22 protein-coding genes and 1 tRNA gene are annotated in these 19,475 nt (G+C 49.4%); 4 read left to right on the forward strand and 19 right to left on the reverse strand.

The features are described from left to right. Nucleotides 1-3 precede the first annotated feature (3 nt). On the forward strand, nt 4-747 hold the full coding sequence (locus AF_RS07565) for a DUF2226 domain-containing protein (RefSeq protein WP_010878998.1): 744 nt from the start codon (nt 4-6) through the stop codon (nt 745-747). Here the strand turns inward: AF_RS07565 and AF_RS07570 are convergent. The 14 genes from AF_RS07570 to AF_RS07635 all read right to left on the reverse strand — a co-directional run bounded on the left by AF_RS07570 (nt 744) and on the right by AF_RS07635 (nt 13,831). Further along, nucleotides 744-950 carry a hypothetical protein gene (locus tag AF_RS07570; protein ID WP_010878999.1) on the reverse strand — a complete coding sequence of 69 codons (207 nt, stop codon included), beginning with the start codon at nt 948-950 and terminating at the stop codon, nt 744-746. The genes AF_RS07565 and AF_RS07570 overlap by 4 nt on opposite strands. Then, nucleotides 947-1,963, reverse strand: coding sequence for a HAMP domain-containing protein (locus AF_RS07575; RefSeq protein WP_010879000.1), 1,017 nt, complete (start codon nt 1,961-1,963; stop codon nt 947-949). The genes AF_RS07570 and AF_RS07575 overlap by 4 nt, the downstream gene beginning before the upstream one ends. Then, on the reverse strand, nt 1,960-2,556 hold the full coding sequence (locus AF_RS07580) for a hypothetical protein (protein WP_048064398.1): 597 nt from the start codon (nt 2,554-2,556) through the stop codon (nt 1,960-1,962). Before AF_RS07580 ends, AF_RS07575 begins: the two co-directional genes overlap by 4 nt. A gap of 53 nt (nt 2,557-2,609) precedes the next feature. Next, a complete protein-coding gene (locus AF_RS07585; RefSeq protein WP_048064399.1) occupies nt 2,610-3,770 on the reverse strand; it encodes a magnesium transporter in 1,161 nt (386 codons plus the stop codon). 47 nt (nt 3,771-3,817) lie between these two features. Continuing rightward, nucleotides 3,818-4,849: an aspartate-semialdehyde dehydrogenase gene (gene asd / locus AF_RS07590; RefSeq protein ID WP_010879003.1), complete on the reverse strand. Its 1,032-nt coding sequence runs from the start codon at nt 4,847-4,849 to the stop codon at nt 3,818-3,820. 30 nt (nt 4,850-4,879) lie between these two features. Next, nucleotides 4,880-5,218: a hypothetical protein gene (locus AF_RS07595; RefSeq protein WP_010879004.1), complete on the reverse strand. Its 339-nt coding sequence runs from the start codon at nt 5,216-5,218 to the stop codon at nt 4,880-4,882. A 62-nt stretch (nt 5,219-5,280) separates the two neighbouring features. Continuing rightward, a complete protein-coding gene (locus AF_RS07600; protein WP_010879005.1) occupies nt 5,281-6,723 on the reverse strand; it encodes a sulfite exporter TauE/SafE family protein in 1,443 nt (480 codons plus the stop codon). Nucleotides 6,724-6,784: 61 nt separating this feature from the next. Further along, the gene (locus AF_RS07605) at nt 6,785-7,573 is read right to left on the reverse strand and encodes an N-acyl homoserine lactonase family protein (protein ID WP_010879006.1); all 789 of its coding nucleotides are present in this window, start codon (nt 7,571-7,573) and stop codon (nt 6,785-6,787) included. Next, entirely contained in the window at nt 7,574-9,232 is a 1,659-nt protein-coding gene (locus AF_RS07610; RefSeq protein WP_010879007.1) for a long-chain fatty acid--CoA ligase, read from the reverse strand. Between the two features lie 24 nt (nt 9,233-9,256). Continuing rightward, a complete protein-coding gene (gene acs / locus AF_RS07615; RefSeq protein WP_010879008.1) occupies nt 9,257-11,902 on the reverse strand; it encodes an acetate--CoA ligase alpha subunit in 2,646 nt (881 codons plus the stop codon). Further along, entirely contained in the window at nt 11,899-12,651 is a 753-nt protein-coding gene (gene tatC, locus AF_RS07620; protein ID WP_010879009.1) for a twin-arginine translocase subunit TatC, read from the reverse strand. The genes acs and tatC overlap by 4 nt, the downstream gene beginning before the upstream one ends. 71 nt (nt 12,652-12,722) lie before the next feature. After that, nucleotides 12,723-13,307, reverse strand: coding sequence for a YiiX/YebB-like N1pC/P60 family cysteine hydrolase (locus AF_RS07625; RefSeq protein ID WP_010879010.1), 585 nt, complete (start codon nt 13,305-13,307; stop codon nt 12,723-12,725). A 149-nt stretch (nt 13,308-13,456) separates the two neighbouring features. After that, nucleotides 13,457-13,538: transfer RNA gene (locus AF_RS07630), tRNA-Ser, on the reverse strand. A 26-nt stretch (nt 13,539-13,564) separates the two neighbouring features. Continuing rightward, nucleotides 13,565-13,831, reverse strand: coding sequence for an AF1514 family protein (locus AF_RS07635; RefSeq protein ID WP_048064400.1), 267 nt, complete (start codon nt 13,829-13,831; stop codon nt 13,565-13,567). 208 nt (nt 13,832-14,039) lie between these two features. On the opposite strand from AF_RS07635, the gene AF_RS07640 reads away from it, so the two are divergent. Continuing rightward, the gene (locus tag AF_RS07640) at nt 14,040-15,056 is read left to right on the forward strand and encodes a sensor histidine kinase (RefSeq protein WP_010879012.1); all 1,017 of its coding nucleotides are present in this window, start codon (nt 14,040-14,042) and stop codon (nt 15,054-15,056) included. Here the strand turns inward: AF_RS07640 and sfsA are convergent. The 5 genes from sfsA to AF_RS07665 are packed head-to-tail and all read right to left on the reverse strand — an operon-like array spanning nt 15,007 to nt 18,500. Beyond that, nucleotides 15,007-15,666 carry a DNA/RNA nuclease SfsA gene (gene sfsA / locus AF_RS07645; RefSeq protein WP_010879013.1) on the reverse strand — a complete coding sequence of 220 codons (660 nt, stop codon included), beginning with the start codon at nt 15,664-15,666 and terminating at the stop codon, nt 15,007-15,009. The genes AF_RS07640 and sfsA overlap by 50 nt on opposite strands. Continuing rightward, on the reverse strand, nt 15,663-16,151 hold the full coding sequence (locus AF_RS07650) for a GNAT family N-acetyltransferase (protein WP_010879014.1): 489 nt from the start codon (nt 16,149-16,151) through the stop codon (nt 15,663-15,665). The genes sfsA and AF_RS07650 overlap by 4 nt, the downstream gene beginning before the upstream one ends. Before the next feature lie 24 nt (nt 16,152-16,175). Further along, nucleotides 16,176-16,745, reverse strand: a complete 570-nt coding sequence (gene afpA / locus AF_RS07655; RefSeq protein WP_048064401.1) for an archaeoflavoprotein AfpA — start codon at nt 16,743-16,745, stop codon at nt 16,176-16,178. A 1-nt stretch (nt 16,746) separates the two neighbouring features. After that, nucleotides 16,747-17,334, reverse strand: coding sequence for a flavodoxin family protein (locus AF_RS07660; RefSeq protein ID WP_010879016.1), 588 nt, complete (start codon nt 17,332-17,334; stop codon nt 16,747-16,749). Further along, nucleotides 17,331-18,500, reverse strand: a complete 1,170-nt coding sequence (locus AF_RS07665; RefSeq protein WP_048064402.1) for an FprA family A-type flavoprotein — start codon at nt 18,498-18,500, stop codon at nt 17,331-17,333. The genes AF_RS07660 and AF_RS07665 overlap by 4 nt, the downstream gene beginning before the upstream one ends. Before the next feature lie 123 nt (nt 18,501-18,623). Here AF_RS07665 and AF_RS12905 point away from each other — a divergent pair, with 123 nt between their 5' ends. Continuing rightward, a complete protein-coding gene (locus tag AF_RS12905; protein WP_048064403.1) occupies nt 18,624-18,809 on the forward strand; it encodes a hypothetical protein in 186 nt (61 codons plus the stop codon). A 36-nt stretch (nt 18,810-18,845) separates the two neighbouring features. Continuing rightward, nucleotides 18,846-19,424: a [protein ADP-ribosylglutamate] hydrolase gene (locus AF_RS07675; protein WP_048064404.1), complete on the forward strand. Its 579-nt coding sequence runs from the start codon at nt 18,846-18,848 to the stop codon at nt 19,422-19,424. Nucleotides 19,425-19,475 lie beyond the last annotated feature (51 nt).

Below are 19,475 nucleotides of genomic sequence, written 5' to 3' on the forward strand. Positions count from 1 at the left end.
GCTATGATGATTCCGAAGGGAGAGGTAGTGGAGCTTGGCAAGAGGGGGAACTTCAGAGACATTCTTAAGGAATTATCCGCTACGGGGTTTACCGGCTATTTGGAGGTCTCGTACAAAAAAGGAGAGCTTTCCAGGGCCAAGGTACTTTTTAGCAACGGTAAAATTGTTGCTGCCGGTATCAAGAGGGTGATAAGCAAAAGTGAAATCGTAGGAGAAAAGGCGCTTGAAGAGTTGCTCGGCCTTGAAAGCTGTGTTGTTGACGTCTACGCCCTCGATGAAGGAAAGGTGGCAAAGGCTCTCGAGTGGAACAGGAATGCTGTGGTGGAGCACCTCCCCGAAACGGAGGTTGAGGTAGAGGGTGGGCTGACAGAGGAGATTATAACCACCCCCGACGAGAGGGAAGCAATTCTCAAAAAGTACGGAATAAAAATGCCTTCCGAAGAAGAGATCGACCAGATAATCATGAACGCCCTCGATGGCAGCTACGATGTCATTGCCGCCACAACCTCTGCTCCCGGCGATTTCGAATCCCTCAAGAATTCGCTTATAAGCACGGCCGAGCTTTATCTCGGAAAAATGTCCAAGAAGGTTGTTGATGTGATAAACGACTGCAAGTCGGCTGAGGAGCTTGTGGAGAGGTTTGACGAAATTAGAAGCGCTGCAAAATCTTTGGTCATTTTCATCCCGAGGAAAAAAATAGATGAGATGCTCTCCGAAATGGAGAGGCTAATCGGGGAGAGTATTTAACCCTCTTTTTCAAGCCTTTCCTCGACTATTTCGACATACTCCCTAAGCTCCTTGTTCATTTTCAGAACGCTGAGAATTTCCTTGTAGTTTGAGTCGTCCACGTCATCGTAGCCCAAACTTTCCATTGCCTTGTTCAGGAAGATTTTTGCGATCGGCCCGATTTCCTTTTTGAGCTCATCTAAAAGTTTTTTGTAGGTTATCATTTCAGTGCCTCCTCAAGGCTCTCCATGGCGACCTTGAGGCTCCTTCTCAGCCTTTCGATACTCTTTGCAAGAATACCGATTTCATCAGCCCTGTTCTGGTGCGGAACCTCAGCCTCAAGGTTTCCTTCGGCAATCTTGTCGGCAGTGTTGCTCAGCTCGATTATGGGTCTCGTAATGGTCGAGGTTGTGAACACCGCCAGAACGATGACGAAAACTATAGCAATTGCCGCTGCAATACCCAAAGCGTAGTAAACCTGCTGAATTGCACCCTCAACACTCTTGCTTATCTCACTGGCGATGTTCTCTGCAGGATTGGCGGGGTTCTGGGTGAGGTACTGGAAGTAACCGTCGATGTAGGCTGAGGTTCCCACAACAACCCACAGCTGACCCTTGGAAATCGGGTCATAGACCTTTATGGTCGTGGGATAGTGGCAGAGATATTTCGGAATTTCTTCCTTTTCAGGTGTTTCGGGGTCATCCCAGTGGTAATAGCCACAAACCGGCTTTGGAGCTTCAGGGTTTTCGGTTATTTTGAGGAGCAGGTTGTAAAGCTCAGGCATTGTTTCGTTCCATCTCAGCATCGCAACGTCAACACCAAGGTACTTTTCGTACTGTCCGGTGAAGGCGGGATGCGTTAGGATAACTGCCACATCCCTACCCGCAACTTTGTTACCAGCACCAACCCAGGTGTACTCCTTCGCACCCCAGCGTTGTGCTCCAAGACTTCTGAACTTCGGGTCTTGAATTAAGTCAAAGGTTGTGAGCATGGTTTTGTTCTCGAGTTTCATCTTTGCCTCAATGTAGGTCTGAACTGCCAAGGCCAAATCCTGTGCCTTCATCCTGACAGCTTCCTCACCGGCCTTGGTCAGGTATTCCTGGCTGACTGTTGTAACGCCCTGCTTCGCCTCTTCAGCAGAGGATGTCATCCCAGCTATGGTAAGATAACCAAGAACGCTCAGGGGCACAAGGCTTGCAACAACCACTATCAAAACAATTTGGGGCGTCAACTTCATCTCCTAACCACCTCCACAAAGTCGTTAACCTTAACACCAAGCTTCTCCCTAACCCACGTGGGGACAACAATAAATCCCTCCTTGGAGTAGGGTAAAACCCTCAGGTTCACGGTTCCATTTTTCTTAACGCTCACGTACTCACCCTCTTTGACGCCAATGGCGTTCATGATGTCCTCCGCCAGAAAAGCAACGTCGCTTCCCTCATAATCGTACTTTTGTGTGAAGGTGAGGTCAACACCAACCTTCGTCTTTGCCGCACCCGTTATGGTTGATATTGTTTTTTCAATTTCTTTTTCGGCTTTTGAGACCTCTTCCTCGACCGAGGCTATTTCCTGCCTGACGTCATTAACTGTTTTCTTGGCCTCAACCTGTCCTGTTGACCCTTTCTCCCTCAGATACCTCCCTATTTCTATGATCATCTGTTCTGGTGGAAGCTTCACGAACTCTTCCAGAACATCATCGGGTATTATTCCTTTATAAACTTCTCTAATCTCGTAGGATTTTAACTTTGCTTCAAGCTCCTTGACTTTTTCTTGAAGTTCTCTGATAATAGCCTCTTTCTCTGCCAGCAATTTTTGACATTCGTCGTCCATGTACAACACCTCCTAATAATTGTAATGTGTTTGGTGGTCTTCAAATAAAAACTTTATGCAATTAAATATGCCAAAACCACAACGGCTGTTGTTCCAACGATGTCTGTTAGCGTTGTGGTGAGTGGGATTCCGCCGTTATCTGGGTCAACACCCACTCTGTGAAGCCAGATTGAAAGCGTTGTTGAGAAGAGCAGAACGAAGGCAGCTAATGCAAGGTAAACAATCATGAAGTAAAGGAAATCTTTCGCTTCTGGAAAAGGCGCTCCTGTAAACGTGCTGGCGAAAAGAGAGGCAAGAACGTATATTGTTGGAGCTATCACCACTGAGGTGAGAAACACGTAGGGTGCATCGCTTAGCTTTCCGACCGACAACTCCCCGAGATGCAGCTTTGTTGAGGTTCTCGCAACCATAATGCTCCCGTAGTTTCCTATGCTCCCTATTACCGCAGGATAGGCAAAGCTCAGAAACAACGCCCTGTGTATCACTTCGCTGAACTCCTGCAGAACGTTACCAGTAATGCTCTGGATGAGCGCGAGCAGGGAAACTATCAAAAGCGTCTCCTTGTACGCTTTTCCGTCATACCCTCCCCTTATTGAAAGGTAAACAGACATTGCGAGAGCAATTACGCATGCAACGGTTGAAATCCACGCTCCTGTGTACCTTTCAAAAAGGAAGATGAAGAGCACGATTGAGGGTATTGAAACCAAGTCTGCGAAGGTCGTTACTGCTGGGCCCATTATGTTGTCCGGGTCAAGACCTCTCCTGAAGCTTCCGATTACAATTAATGCAGTCATAACAGCGAGAATTGCAGAAATTACAACGCTGGAATCGAGAATCACCTGAAAAGATGTTGTTAACCCCTCTTTTCCGAAGAACTTCAGCGCAGCGATGAGGAAAAGAATTAGGGCGGGAATCGTCGCAGCCCAGATGCTGAAAAAGACGTTTTTTGAGACGTACTCATCCTTGATTGTTGGATCTGACGAGCCGAGGTAGAGGGATGTGGAAATCCTTGAGCCAAGAGAGCCGAAGACGTTGCCCCTCAGCCCCATCAAACCCGGAATCACGATGAGGATTTCGGGGTAGGTTGTGAGAAGCTTTTCGAAGCTGATTCCAAGGAAGATACCGGCCCCTAAGTCGAAAATAAGGCAGAGGGCTAAGGGAACAAGAACCTGCTTAAGTGCAGAAGATATTGTAAGCTCTCTCTCTGGCTGCAACCAAGCACCTCAAAAAATAGAAGTGGTTCAAATATATTTCAGTTTTGTTAGATAATCTTCTCCTTTATCATCAGTTCAGCGTTAAGGATGCTTGCTCCCGCTGCTCCTCTGACGGTGTTGTGGCCCAATACTATGTACTTCAGCCCCCTCTCACCATCCTTCCTTATCCTGCCAACCGTGATGCTCATCCCGTTTCCAGCATCCCTGTCGAGTCTGGGCTGGGGCCTGTCCGGCTCCTCCCTGACAATTATGACCTTCTCTGGCGAAGTTGGCAGGTCGAGGGGCTTAAGGGACTCGAAGGCTGCCTTGGCCTCTTCAACGCTCACCTCCCGGTCAAACTCAACCCAGACAGCTTCAGTGTGACCATCAATGACGGGGACTCTGTGGCAGGAGGCTGAGACTTTTATGTCCGCAAACTCAATCTTCCGGCCGTTAAACTTGCCGAGAAGCTTGAGCGGCTCCTCCTCCACTTTGTCCTCCTCACCCTTTATGAAGGGAATCACGTTGTCGGTTATGGCGAGGGAGGGGACGCCAGGATAACCTGCACCGCTCAAGGCCTGCATTGAAGCAACCCTCACAGTCCTGAGGCCGAGGTCCATCAGCGGCTTCAGCGAGAGGACGAGAACGATGGTCGTGCAGTTGGGATTCGTCACGATGAAGCCATCCCAGCCCCTGTTTTTCTTTTGCACTTCAATCAGGCCGAGATGCTCGGGATTCACCTCAGGAATGACAAGGGGGACGTCTTCAGCCATTCTGTAGGCTGATGCATTGCTCGCAACGACAAATCCAGCCTCGGCAAACTTCGGCTCAACCTCTCTTGCGATGTCTGAGGGCAGCGCTGAGAAGACGATGTCAGCATCCACATGCTTAGGGTCCATTGGCACCATTTCGATGTCCTTGGCAATGTCCGGAACCTCTCTGGAGACTATCCAGTCCACTTCTTCACCATACTTCTTCCCCACTCTTCTTTCCGACGCTGCAAGGCTCGTCAGCTTGAACCAGGGATGCTCTGCAAGCATCTGGATGAACTTCTGCCCCACCATTCCGGTAGCCCCAAGTACTCCGACACTGTATCGCATGGTTGAAGGACAGGGGGCAATTTAAAAAAGTTAGTGGTGCAACTCCTTCTCCTCTGCCCCGTTCAAAGCGAGCATTATGTTTGCCCTCAGAGTCATCTCGAAGTAAAGCTTGTCGGGCTCAAGGACGACGAACTTCTTCGGAATTGGTACGAGAAGTGTCTCATCGCAGCGGTAGCAGTGATTCCCGTTGGAGTCCACATAAATCTTCGGTGATTCGGGCTTACTTCTCTTCACGCAAAGGTAAACCGACTTATCCTTGTTTTTCCTTACCGTTTGCATGATTTCCTCGATGGTATAGACCTTCATCAGGTTTTCCATGATAGTATCAGCAAGCTTCGAGTTGGTATCCGTCTCCTCAACAGCTTCCATCTGATGTGATTGTAAGCGAGGCTAAAGATAAATCTTCTGGTTGTTTGTGCATAGCTGAACACTCACCAGACAGGCCACTTATCCTTCCCAAATTCCCTTTCCATGTAGTCTATCCACGCCTCCAAACCCGATATACCGTCTTTCGCAATTATATCTGCCACCTCTCTCTTTAAAGGTGCTATTCTTATGAAATCAAGGATACCGTAGGCAAAGCTGCCGTGAACGAAGCTCCAGTAAATGGCAAATAGAATCACCCCGATAGAAAGCAGAGCTGCGGTGAGAGGTTCATGCTGTGGTATCGAAGTCACGAACCTCGGCCACCAGTCCGGATCGTGGAAGAGGATGAAGTAATTCAGGGCCGTCAGGGGGCCAAAAATACCAATCCTTTTCCAGTTGAATTTTCCAACGGAAATGCCGTCAAGAGAACTGTCGAGAATTCCCGCCCTTGCAAGCTTTCTCCTTACCCTCATCATCGGGTAGAGAACTATTGGAGTTGACGAAAGGAAGGCTACGGTCATTACTGGAAGCACGAAGGCGTTTAACAGATTGACAACACTCTCATCCAGCTCCACCCAACCCAGCTCAACCAGATAGCCCGGAACAGCCAGAGCCCTGCTGAGCGTTACGAGCAGCATCACGGTCGCCATCGCCATCTTAATGTAGTACTGTCTCACGTAGGTTGTTCCAACAGCCCCAATCTGCACACCAATGAGAGACGTTGCAAGAATCAGCGTTGTCAGTCTCAAATCCACCGCTCCGAGTAAGTAAATCCACGTGAATGTTCCAGTTGAGCCCATCACAAAGGCTATACCCAGCTCAGTTCCACTGGCAACAGCACTCGAAGCGCCAATGAGGTAAATCATCGAAGGCACTCCAATAAATCCTCCAACAGCAATGGTTGCAGCAAGAAATCCCGTTCCAAAGCCGAGAGGGATGGTTAGCCACGCAGACTGCTCCCTCCCGACGATGTTGAACTTAATCACTGGTGGGATTCTGAACTTCTGCTCCAGCTTGGCTGCAAAGCGAGGTTCGAGGTCAGAAATTCCCATCCTCCTCGCTTTCACGACATCCCTTATTAGAACTGCCGCAACAGTTGGTAAAACAATTAGGAAAGCAACACTTACGTAAAGATTCGTTCCAGTAGGTCCTAAAAGCTCATAAATGTGCTTTTGAACCTGAATACCAACCTGAACGCCAAAAATAGCAGAGGTGGCCATTAAAAGAGCGAGCTTCGGGTCGAGCTGCCTCAGCTTATACCTTCTGTAAGCACCAATCATCGCCTTGGGGAACTTGTGGCACATGTTGGATGCAACAGCAATGGGCCCGGGAGTGCCGATGGACATCATCCCCGGAGTTAAAACGAAAGCTCCTCCAGTTCCGATAAAACCGCTCAGCATCCCGCCAAAGAAGCCGAGAGCTAAGAGAAAGAGTGCCTCAAAGGGGCCAATATGTATGAACATGTCGGGCGTCATCGCACTTCCGCCCTGAGCGAATGCACCACCCATAATAAACTGTAGGAAGAAGTAATGATAAATCTTTCCATTTATTAAAAATTAATACGAAAAATTATGGAAAAACTCTGCCCTCAAGGCTCGGGTCGTGGCCGGGAAGAATGTTTGCCTTCTTCGCCACACTCAACGCCTTAAAGCAGCTTTCGTACCACTCAGATAGGTCAACATGAAGCCCCGGCGGGAGGAAGGGGAGGGGTGAGGTGGGAATCTCAACGGTGTTTCCTGCAGTGTCGGTCATCTGAATGGGCTGCTTTGGCGGGAAGAAGTTGAAGTAGGTGTAGAAGTGGTCTGCAGCGAGCAGGTATGTCCCTTTCTCCGTCTCCACAGCTACTCCCTGCAGCCCCTTGGTGTGTCCCGGCAGCAGCACAGCCTTAACTCCTTCGGCAATCTCCACATCGCCGTCAATTAAGCAGAGGTCCATCTCCTCAAGTGGATAAAGCATGCTTGAATCGTAGGTCTGGCGGTAGTGCAGAGGAGGGTTTAGGGCAGACTCCCACTCCCTCTTTTGCACGTAAATCCTCGCATTGGTGAAAAGCTTGGCATTGGCAGCGTGGTCGAAGTGAAGGTGCGTGATTATGAGCTTGTCAACATCCTCAGGCTTTAGATTTACCTTCTCCATAGCCTCTCTCAAACCCTTCTCTCCCCCACCTTTTCCCGGAAATCCGTGGAACATTCCGTTCTTAGCCTCCTCAACTCCTGAATCCACAACTATCTTCTCATCCCCGCCATCAATAACCCAGACGTAAACGGGTCCAGTGGCCATAACTCTCATGTCCCCCATCATGATAGTTACTCCAAGGGGGACGCTTATTTCAGCAACCTTCAAAGGCATTATCTTATACATTCAACCACCTCCCTTCTCCAATTTCTCCTTCTCCCTTTCCTGCAGCAACCTCCACAAAATCTTACCAGCCCCGCTCTTCGGAAGCTCATCATCAAACTCTACAATCCTCGGATACTTGTATGCGGCCATCTGCTGCTTCGCCCACTGGATTATCTCTTCCTCTGTGATTTTGCCCCTGTACTCAGGATTGACGACGATGAAGGCCTTAACCTCCTCAACAACCCTCTCATCCGGAACTCCTATAACACAGACCTCCTTAACTGCGGGATGCTTGTAGAGAACCGCTTCAACCTCTGCAGGCCAGACTTTGAAGCCAGAACGGTTAATCATCCTCTTAATCCTGTCAACAATGAAGAAGTAGCCGTCTTCATCCATGTAGCCGAGGTCTCCCGTTCTGAAGTATCTCTTCCCATCTATCTCAATAAATGCCTTTTCCGTCTCCTCAGGCTTGTTCCAGTATCCCTTGAAAATCTCAGGCCCTGAAACAACTATCTCTCCTTCCTCGTTTGGTGGGAGCGGCTTTCCCGTCTCGATGTCAATCACGAGGGCATCAACACCAAAATCAGGAATGCCAAGGCACTGAAGCTTTGGATTTTGGGGAGGGTTCATGTGCGTCTGGGAGATGGTCTCGGTTAAGCCGTAACCCTCCATGTACCTTATCCCCGTAAGCTGATACAGCTTCTCAGCCACGGCTTTGGGCATCGGCGCTCCCCCACCACCAACTACAAGCAGAGAGCTCAAATCCCTCTCAGCAATTTTCGGGTCGCTGAGCAGGTCAATTACCATCGTCGTTATGTTCACCCAGTGGGTGCAGCGATACCTCTCAATCGCCTGCAAAGCTGTCTCCCTGTCCCATCTCGTAAGCAAGACCATTGTGGCACCTATGTAGACCGGAGCGAGCATTGAATGCACCATTCCTGTGACATGGAAAAACGGCAGGGTTGCCAGTGATATGGCTGAGGGGGTGAGGTTAAACCAGTGAACTGAGCTCAGAACGTTTGCTATTGCTGTAAAATGCGTGTGCATGCAGCCCTTCGGTAACCCAGTTGTGCCCGCTGTGTAGGGAATCAGGGCAAGGTCATCGCTTCCTACCATAACTTCAGGCGGATTTCTCTCCTTCATTGCCTCACTCCAGCTTGTTGTCCCCTCAACGTCAATTTTTAGCTTGGCAAAGTCTGGAACTGGCAGTGTGGGCTGCTCGGGTATGAAGTCAGAGAGGTTTCCGCAAACCACCTGAATTCCAAGCTTCTTTGCCACAGGCAGAACCCTGCCTGCAAGCTCTGAAGTTGCTACAACAAGCTTGCTGCCAGAGTCGCTCAGAACGTACTCAAGCTCCCTCTCAACAAGCATCGGATTAACTGGCACGACAGCAGCATTGGCTCTCATTATTCCGAAAAATGCGATTACGAACTGCGGGGAGTTCTGGGCGTAGATTGCCACTCTGTCCCCTTTCTCAACCCCGGCATTGCTTAAAAAAGTGGCAAATCTCTCAACAGCGTCAAGAAGCTCATTGTACGTTATCTCCCTGCCATAGTAGATTATTGCAGCCTTATCGCCAAATCTCCTCGCAGACGTCTCGACAAACTCAAAGAGGGGAACCCTTGGGTAGTCAAGTGTTTTTGTCAAAAGAGGGGGCCAGTGCCTGAACCAAGGTTTCATTATTAAACGTGAAAAAGTAAGTATTTAACTGTTGCGCCTTATGCGAATCTTGGCGTCAACAACCTCCGCACCACTTGAACTCACCATGACCGGATTGCAGTCCATTTCAACGATTTCCGGAAACTCCTCTATCAGGTAATTTATCCTGAGTATCGTTTCAATGAAAGCCTCAACGTTGGCCTTCTCCCCACCCCTGTATCCCTCAAGAAGCCTGTATGCCTTTAGCTCCCTGACCATCTCCACCGCGTCCTGCCTCGTTATCGGCGTAACCCTCACAGAGACATCCTTCATGAGCTCAACAAGAATTCCCCCAGCCCCGCACGTAATCAAAGGCCCGAAGGACGGGTCTTCGGCGACACCTACGAACATCTCCACTCCTCTGCTCATTCTCTGCACGAGAAAGCCCTCGACCTCACCAATTCTTTTCAGCATTTCCTCGGCTTCTTTCTTGGCCTCTTTCGGAGTGAGGTTTACTTTCACAGCCCCCTTCTCGGTTTTGTGTATCAGATTTGGAGCGTGAGCCTTCAGCGCCACCCTTCCAAACTTTTTCGCGGCTTCGTAAACCTCCTCGGGTGTTTTCACGTACTCGTACTCAGGGAACGAAATGCCGAAGCATCTCAGAAGCTCGAAAGCCTCAGGCGGAGATAGCCACTCCCTCCTGCCTATTGCCTCCGCGATTATCGACGCCGCTCTTGCCCTGTCCACCTCAAATGTTGGAACGGGCTCGACGCTCTTTTCCCTCCACTTTGCATACTCTACAACCTTCCCAAGAACCTTTGCCGCTGTGTTCGGGAAGACGTAAACCGGAACCTTGACCTCATCACCTATGACGCCATCCTTCGAGTCGCTGCTTATGTAGATGTAAACAACAGGCTTCCCTACGGAATTTGCGTACTTTGCGGCGGAGATTACCGCCTTCTCGACCTCCTCGCTCTTCTCCTCACTCACCGCAGCGACGAAGATGCAAATTATCGCATCAACGTTCTCGTCTTCCGCCACTGTTTTCAGCGTTTGTCCATACATTCTGACGTCTGCCGATGCGGTCATGTCAACGGGGTTCTTCACGCTCGCTATTTCCGGCAAAAGATTTCTGAGCGATTCCTGCGTTCTCTCACTCAGCTCGGCGATTTCGAGGCCTACCTGATGGCACCAGTCAGAGGTTATTGCGCCCAGCCCCCCACCGTTCGTGACGATGCAGACTCTGTTTCCCTTGGGCAACGGCTGATGGAGAAGGAATTCCGAGATTGAGAAGAGCTCGTCAATCGAGCTTGCCCTGATTATGCCTGTCTGCTTGAAAAGCGCATCAATTGCTATTCCTGACGACGAAACAATGGCTCCGGTGTGTGACGCGACCGCCTTTGCTCCTGCGGGAGTTACTCCTGAAGCGATGGCGAGTATCGGCTTTTTCTTCGAAATTCTCTTAGCCAGCCTTGCAAACTTTCTCGGATTGGGTATGGATTCTTGGTAGAGCATTATCAGCTTCGTCCTCCCATCCTCCTCCCAGAACTCTATGAGGTCGTTGCTCGTAATGTCTGCACTGTTGCCAAGTGAGACGAAGTACGATAAACCGAGGCCGTAGTTGTTAACCCTGTCCATTAAGGCGAGTCCTACCGCACCGCTCTGCGAGGCAAAGGCTATGCTCCCCTCATTCGGTGGGGTGGGGGCAAAGGTGGCGAGGAGCCTTGTTTCGGGAGCCGTGTTGATGATACCCATGCAGTTCGGCCCAATCAGCCTCATTCCGTACTTTCTGCAGATTTCCACCAGCTTTTTCTGCCTCTCCACACCCTCTCCGCCAACCTCAGCAAAACCAGCGGTCAGGACGAGGAGGGCCTTAACCCCTTTTTTACCGCACTCCTCGGCGACTTCAAGGGCGTATTTCACCGGAACTGAAAGGACGGCAAGCTCAACTTCGTCAGGCACCTCGGAGATTGTCGGGTAGGCTCTCACACCCATTATCGCCTTGGCAGCCCTGTTTACGGGATAAGCGACACCGTTGAACCTGTATGTGAGGAGATTGTAGAAGGTCCTTCCCCCGACCTTCTCAACATCCCTCGAAGCGCCTATTACTGCAACCGATTCCGGGTTGAAGAAGTGCTTCAGAGCGTTGAAAGTTGCGATTTTCTCCCTTTTCTCGAAGTACTCAATCACATTCTCCGTCAAAGAGGTTGACATCCTAATTCTTATCTTCCCCCCCATTGGTGTTATCTCAACCGGAAATCCCGATTCCTTGAAGACTTCAATGATGGCGTAGTTGTCCGCCCTCACATCAGCTTCAAAAATCTTTATTCCTCTTTTTTCCGCAATCTCTGCAAGCGCTCCGAGGAGTATCGTTCCCAAACCCCTCCCTTGAAACTCTTCCCTGACCACAAACCCCACTTCCGCGGAATCTCCGGAAGTTTTTCTGTAAACTGCGTGCCCAACAATTTTGTCTCCTAAGAGAGCTACAATTCCGAATTCGTCCTCACTGCAGACAAGATAAGATTCTACGATTTTGCAGACCTCCTCCTCGCTTGGAGTGTAGGAGAATCTCATTTTTAGCGATTCGGTAGAGAGCGAGAGATAGAGGTCCTTTAGGCCCTCATAATCTTTCTCGTTCACAGGCCTTAAGCGAACAACGCTTCCGTCTTTGAGATAAGCTTCTCCTTCCAGACCGTAGAGTTTGACTCTCATTGGCTCTCAGCTTCCCGGTTTGTTAAAATACCTTTCTCGTCTTTTCCCGACAGAATCCTGAGCAGTAAAAGTCCCACCTCGTACATGATAATGAAAAGGGCAAGGCTGGCAATCTGGGTTAAACCTGTAAAATCCATCGTCAGATTTGTTATAAAAACCAGGATGAGGATGTAGACGGGAATTCTTAAGCTCCTGTAGGTGGAGTACTTTACCACACCAAATCTGTCGGACAGCACCATGAAAAGCGGTATCTGGAAGAAGAACCCGAAGGAAATCAGCAGCTTGAAGGCGTTTGTCAGCGTTTTCTCGGCAGAGAGGTAGGGGTCGGCAGCACTTGTTAACGCAATGCTGTAAATTGTCGGAACAACGAACTTGTAGGCAAAAAATGTTCCGAAGAGGAATATTCCGTAGCTTGGAATCAGAATGGCCTTCAAGAACCTCCTTTCGTGCTCGTAAAGCCCCGGTTTGGCAAAAAGGTAGAGCTCGTAGATAACGTACGGATACAGGAAGATAAGGGATGTGATTAATGAGAAGCCCAGCCTGATCACGACCCATTCAATGGGGGAAAACACGTAGATTGGGTTCTCTCCAACAAGCGAGTACCAGAAGGCCAGCAGATACGGGTAGGAAACGTAGTAAGAAATCGATACCGCTACAATCAGGATTATACATACCCTCAACAACCTTTTTCTGAGTTCCTCAATGTGCTCCCTCAGCTCAAGTTCTCTGTCCTCAGGCGGGCCACTCACAGAAACAATCTGGTTGAGAATAATAAAGCTTTGATTTTGGTGCAGTCGTTTAGAAAATAATTCGAAAAAAGTTAGGAAGAGTATGCTACTAGGTAGGTGTCTCCGTCGTCAGCAAGCTCCTGGGGAGCTACGTTGTATCCGTACCTCCAGCTCCATCCCGGATTCTGGTCGATGTCGGGCCCACCATTGGCCTTGTAAGCAGCCCAGATCAGCTCGCTGCAATAGTAGCTTTTTCCGTAAACCTCCTTTCCTCCAACGTAGGTCAGCCACTTGTAGTCGTAGGGAAGGCCAACCTTCGTGAGGGCCCAGCTAACGGCCTTGGACTTTATATCATTGCTGGTCTTCACCCTGTAAACAGCAACCTCATCAGCATTTCTCGCCATGCTGACCGAAACAACCCTCACGCCATCCTTCCACGCCTCAACCATCTGACCGTTGCCTATGTACATCGCAGCGTGGTGCCAATGGCCGACGATGTTGCCAAACGTGTCCTCAAGCCATCCCGCACAGCCCCTGCAGAGCAGAATGTCGCCTGGCTGCAAAACACTCAAATCGAGGTTGTTACCGTCACCCGTCCAATCGCCGGGAATCAGCCCCATTGCAGGTGCTGCCGAAACCACCAACACCAACAGACCGAGCAGCAATTTCCGCATCATGAATTTCCCGATAAATAATTACTATTTAAAGTTTTCCTTTCTTTTTTGATTGATTATTATACGAATAAAACATGAGTTTTTATGCTTGCTTTTTTGGAAATTCCACAGAAGTAATTTTCCGGTAAGATTCAACAGCCAAGATACAACAGCGCCGGGGGTGGGATTCGAACCCACGCGGGCGAACGCCCACACGCTCTCCAGGCGTGCGCCTTACCGCTCGGCAACCCCGGCCTAACGCCTCATAGCCGGGGCTGAATTTAATATTTTGCTTGTCCCTCAACCTCAATCCTGAAGTAAAATTCAAACTGGTTTACCGAAATCTTCAGATTGGCGCCTCTGTTGCACGCGTAAACCTCCCACGGCTTTTCACCGCAACAGTAAACCTCCGGCGCTCTGTACCCTGTCTTTGAGTCGTGCACCGATAAAAGAATCCCATCACCGTACTTTGACGCTATGTTCTTTGCATACCTCTCAGCCTCTTCCAGCGAAACCTCCTTCTGCAGGTTAACTTTAATCTCATCCATGATTTCCACTTTGGCTTATAATATATAAAAGCCTTTTTCCGCTTTTATAAGTTTGAAAACCGGAAATCGCTTAAGAAAACTACTTAAGCAAAAAACTACTGTGGAGTTTATACTTTTAAAAAAAGGCGTTTTTAGCGAGAAATAATCCCCAAACGACATAATCCCAAATAAAAAGCTTTATAAAAACAAACAGTCGAACATATGTTCGATGGAACTCTCAATGGACTGGAAAACAGTGGTTGACGAGGCTCCTGTCGCGATGATTATAATCAACAGTAGAGGGCAGGTGGTTTACGTTAACAAAGTCCTTCTTGAGCGAAGCGGGCTCAGCTTTGAGGAGGCTACCAAACACCCGGAAAAGTTTTTCCCGCCTGAAGACTTCGAGAAGCTTTTCCAATACGTTCTTGAAACTTTTCTTAAGAAAAGGAAGAATCCTGACCCGGCTATCACCATTCGAGGCTTGTCTGCTACCGAGGGAGAAGTCTGGCTGGAGGCGAGAGCGAGGTATGCGGAGATAGGGGGAGAGCCCTACTGCCTGCTCGCCTACACCGACGTTAACCAGAGGGTCAGGCTGCAGAAGCAGGTGGAATCGCTAAACGAGTATCTGAAGTTCCTGAACAGCATGCTCCGCCACGACATTCTGAACATCTTCACGAGGATGCAGGCCTACTGCGAACTCCTGGAGGAGGAGTTCAAGCCAGAGTATCTTGAGAAAATTAAGGAGAGCATCGAATCCGGAGTCAGGCTCATACACAAAATAAGAGAGCTTGAATCCTCAACCACTGAGGATAAGAAGTCCTACAGGCTTTCGGAGGTGATAAAGGAGGTCTCCAAGGGCTTCGACGTTAAAGTGAACTTGAAAGGGGATGCGGTAATCACGGCGAACGATGGGATTTACAGCGTATTCGAGAATCTGATCGGAAATGCCGTGAAGCACGGAGGAGCCACCGAAGTTAGCGTGGAGGTAAGGGATGAGGGAGACCACTGCGAGGTGATTTTCAGAGACAACGGCAGGGGCATACCTGAGGAAATCCGGGAGAAAGTTTTTGAGAAGGGCTTCACAACCGGCAGGGGAAGCGGACTTGGCCTGTACATCGTGAAGAAGCTGATAGAAAGCTATGGGGGAGACATAGAGCTTTTAGAGGGGAAGGGAGCGGCTTTCGTTATCAGGCTGCCTAAATCACAACCTTCAGGTCTGGATTCCTCAGAAAAACCTTCCCGTTAAGGTATTCAACCTGAATCGACCTGAACTCGACGTTTTTAGACCGCTTTATCAGCCTGTAAAGCTCCTCATCCCCTTCTCTGTTGGGCATGAAGGCCCTCACTGATGGCAATGCCGCAACGAACACAACCAAAGCTCTTGACCTCTTCCCTATCTCCTCAAGCAGCCTGAGGTGCTTTCTACCCCTTGCGGTGGGGCAGTCGGGGTACATCGCATAGATTCCCTTCTTGAGGGCAGCACTTTTAAGCTCCACGTAGCTCTCTCCAATGCGGTAATCGATTATGGAGTTTCCAACTTTAACGTTTCTCCTAACCTCTCCATCAAGCCAGCTTATTTTCGGAATGGCTACCTCAAAGGCTCTCATCTGAAGCTGTGTATCTATCAGAGCGTAACCGCCTTCGCAACTGACAGCAAAAAGCCTGTACGAGAGCTTTCCACCTCTTTTGGTCAAACATTTCCCCACATTACCCTCAAAAATGAGCTCCTTCAGCCTTCCCGTGTTGTTTATGTAAGCCCTTTCCCTCCTCCCATCCACCTCAACATCCACCACAAACCTGTTCACTCTGCCAATTATCCTGCAATCCACGGCGTTCTCAATCTCAAAAAGCTTCATATCTCTTTTTCAAGCTCGAGGTAGTCCGCATCCCTCTCCGCTACCTTAAATCCCAGCCTCCTGTAGGTTTCAACGGCCCTTCTGTTTGTTCTCTCAGTTATGGCCTTTAGCTTCTTTATCCCCTTTTCCCTCAAGAACTTCGTGGCGAACCTTATCAGCTCACTGCCTATCCCCCTGTCCTCGTAGTCCTGATGCATGAAAATTGCAAACTCCGCCTCCTCGCCAACCGGAACGGCAGCAATGTGCCCTATAATTTTATCTCCCCTCTTCGCGATGAAGCCGTAGCCGTTCTCGTGCAAGCCGTCAATCCAAACCTCTATTCCCTTCCTTGTGGCAGGCGGCAGTCCACAGCAGCGCCTATCAGGGCTGAACTCTTCGTACATCTTTATCAGGTTCTCCCTCTCCTCGGGAACGAAAATTGTGACGAATATTATTTCTCCTTCTTTGTCCTCATAAAACTCGGAGTAAAGGTTATCGTTAGCCATGAGGAAACTCAGGACAAAAAAATATTAAGATTTTCCGAAGTGTTTTCTGAACACCTTGGGTATGTCTTCGGGCTTCTCCAAAATTGTCACGCCGTCCATCTGGGCGAGCTTTCTTACGTGCTCAACGTCCTCCTTCCTGACTCTCAGCCTCAAATCCCTGCCGTCGGGAAGCTTTGTAATCACCTCCCCCTCCTTGTAGTCGGAGGGCATTATGTAAAGCGGAACGTAGGCCTTCAGCCCCATTATCGCTGCGTTGGCGAGAAGTGAGTCAGCTATGCCCATCGCAATTTTCGCAACGGTGTTGGACGTTGCAGGAGCAATTAGAAGGAACTCATACCTTCCAACCTGAATCTGACCGGCGAGGAAGGGAGTGTTTGCGTCTATTTCAACTCTAACAGCCCCGAAGTTCTCCTTCAGTGTGTCCATGAGCTTGTAGTATTTGACAACCTGGGCCCCTGCCTTTGACAGGTAAACTGCAATCTCAACGTCGGGAAACTCCTTTTTAACCTCAAGCATCACGTCAACAGTTTCCGGCAACCTGTCTCCGCTTCCAGTTATTCCCCACGCAACCCTCTTCTTTTTCTTCTCCTCCATTTCAAACACCTTCCATCTTTTCTAACATCTCAGCAAACCTCTTAACCGTCTTTCTGAGACTTCTAAAACCTTCCTCATCCTCTTTAACACCTTCAAGCGTGTCCCTGCTCCAGAAGGTTGCCCCGATGTTTGCGCCGAAAGAGCCCCCGCTGACTGGAATAACTCCGTTGAGAATGTAAAAGGTTAAAATCTGCTGTATCGCCAGCTCCTGTCCTCCAATTCTGTCTCCCCCAACGGCTATGGCCATCCCAACCTTTCCCCGGAAAAAGTCGTAGTCCGCAGCCACCAAAGCCCTGCAGCGGTCCATTACAGCCTTAATCTGCGCACTAACACCGCCGTTGTAGACGGGAGTGGCCATCACTATGCCCTTCGCATCTTTCAGCATCTCGTAAAGCTCAAACATGTCGTCCTTGATTCTGCACTCCTTATGCTTCAGACAGTAATCGCAGTGCTGGCACGGGCTTATTTTCTTACCTCTGACGGTAAAAAATTTGGTTTCGAAGCCCCTTTCCTCGAGCATTTTCAGAGCTTCGCCGAGAACGAACTCCGTTGCTTTCCTGCGCGGGCTTCCGCTTATTCCTACAATCATCGTGCCAGCTCCCTTCCTAACTCGAAAGCCTTCTGCAGCTCCTCTTCGGATGGCTTGAACTTCACCATGAACGGTTCGAGGGTCTCGAACTTGAGCTCCTCAAGCACCTTCTGAACTTCCTTGACCGCATTCCCGTTCCAGCCGTAGGAGCCGAAAGCCAGAGCTTTTTTATTTTGTGGCTTCAGGCCCTTAAGGTATGTGAGAAAGCCGGCAACTGTCGGGAACAGGCCGTTGTGGATTGTGGGTGAGCCAACAGCAATTGCCTTGGCGTCGAGGATCTCGGTAACAATGTCAGTCCAGTAATCCTTCCTGATATGCATCACTCTGACGTCAGCCCCTTCACTTCCCGCCCCTTCGGCGATTGCCATCGCAAGCTTCTCCGTCGAGTGCCACATCGAATCGAAGACGATAACGACCTTGTTTGTTGGCTCGAATCTTGACCAGCGGTCGTAGGCTTCGATTATCCTTCCGGGATTTTTCCACACAACTCCATGACTTGGGGCGATTATGTCAATCTCAAGCCCCGACTCCTTTATCTCCTTCAGCTTCTTTTGAATCAGCCCTCCGAGGGGCATGAGAATGTTTGCGTAGTAAACTTTGGCCCACTTCAACGCTTCTTCAACTCCGATTTCCTCATCAAACCTGTATTCGCTTGCAACATGCTGCCCGAAGGCATCGTTTGACAGCAAGATTTTGTCCTCGTTTATGTACGTTGCCATGCTGTCAGGCCAGTGGAGCATGGTCATGTCTATGAACGTTAAGGTCCTCTTTCCGATTTTCAGTGTGTCTCCTCCCTTGACAACCTGAATGTTCCAGCCGTCGCAGTCGTAGTACTTGCAGATTCCATCCTTTGCTCTCTGCGTGCAAACTACGGTTGCATCCTTCGCAATCCTCATCGTGTCCGGCAAACCGCTTGAGTGGTCCGGCTCAATGTGGTTAACGATGACGTAGTCTATCTGCGAAGGGTCCACAAGCTTTCTTATCCTTTCCATAGACTCTTTCACGAATTTGTGCTTTACCGTATCAACGAGAACCACCTTATCATCCACTATGAGGTAGGAGTTGTACGTCAGCCCCCTTGCCGTAACGAAGTTGTGAAAATCCCTCTCATCCCAATCGATTGCCCCCACCCAAAATACGCCGTCTTTCAACTCAACAGGTTTCATATGATTAACTTCATTCCCTCTCCTATAAAACTTTCTCTCGATTTTCGAATTTTTCAATTCCGAATGCAAAATTAACCTTAAAAAGAATCGAAAAGATTTAAAGGAGTGCGGCTTAGGGCAGCCATGTACCTCGAAGTTTGGGTCAACCATCTTGAGAGGGAGAAAGCCTTGGAGAAGCTGAAGGAAATTTGCGAGGAGGTGCACGAGGTTTTTTACGACTACGACTACATCGTCAGATACTCTGGCAGTGAAGAGGACTTGCTGAAAGTTGAAGGTGTGAAAAGGGTGAGGAGACACTACAACTGTTAGCGAAAGACCTTTTTGATGGAACGGCGTACTTTAATCATGGAGGTGCTTTTTGAGGCCAAGGTTGGGGACATCACTCTGAAGCTCGCTCAGGGGGACATCACCCAATACCCGGCAAAGGCAATTGTCAACGCGGCCAACAAGAGGCTGGAGCACGGCGGAGGGGTGGCTTATGCCATCGCAAAAGCGTGTGCAGGAGATGCCGGGCTCTACACGGAAATCAGCAAAAAGGCCATGAGAGAGCAGTTTGGAAGAGACTACATCGACCACGGCGAGGTCGTTGTTACACCGGCCATGAACCTCGAGGAGAGGGGAATAAAGTACGTTTTCCACACCGTGGGGCCGATATGCAGCGGCATGTGGAGCGAAGAACTGAAAGAGAAGCTTTACAAGGCTTTTCTTGGCCCGCTGGAGAAGGCGGAGGAGATGGGCGTCGAATCCATAGCCTTCCCTGCTGTGAGCGCTGGGATATACGGCTGTGATCTGGAAAAGGTTGTTGAGACGTTCCTCGAAGCTGTGAAGAACTTCAAGGGTTCGGCTGTCAAGGAAGTCGCGCTTGTAATCTACGACAGAAAGTCTGCGGAGGTGGCGCTGAAGGTCTTTGAGAGGAGTCTTTGATTATTTTTTCTTTTGGCTTTGGCCAGTTTCACCAGCATAGCTTTTTAACCC

Origin of the sequence: Archaeoglobus fulgidus DSM 4304 (genome assembly GCF_000008665.1) — an archaeon.
GTDB lineage: Archaea > Halobacteriota > Archaeoglobi > Archaeoglobales > Archaeoglobaceae > Archaeoglobus > Archaeoglobus fulgidus.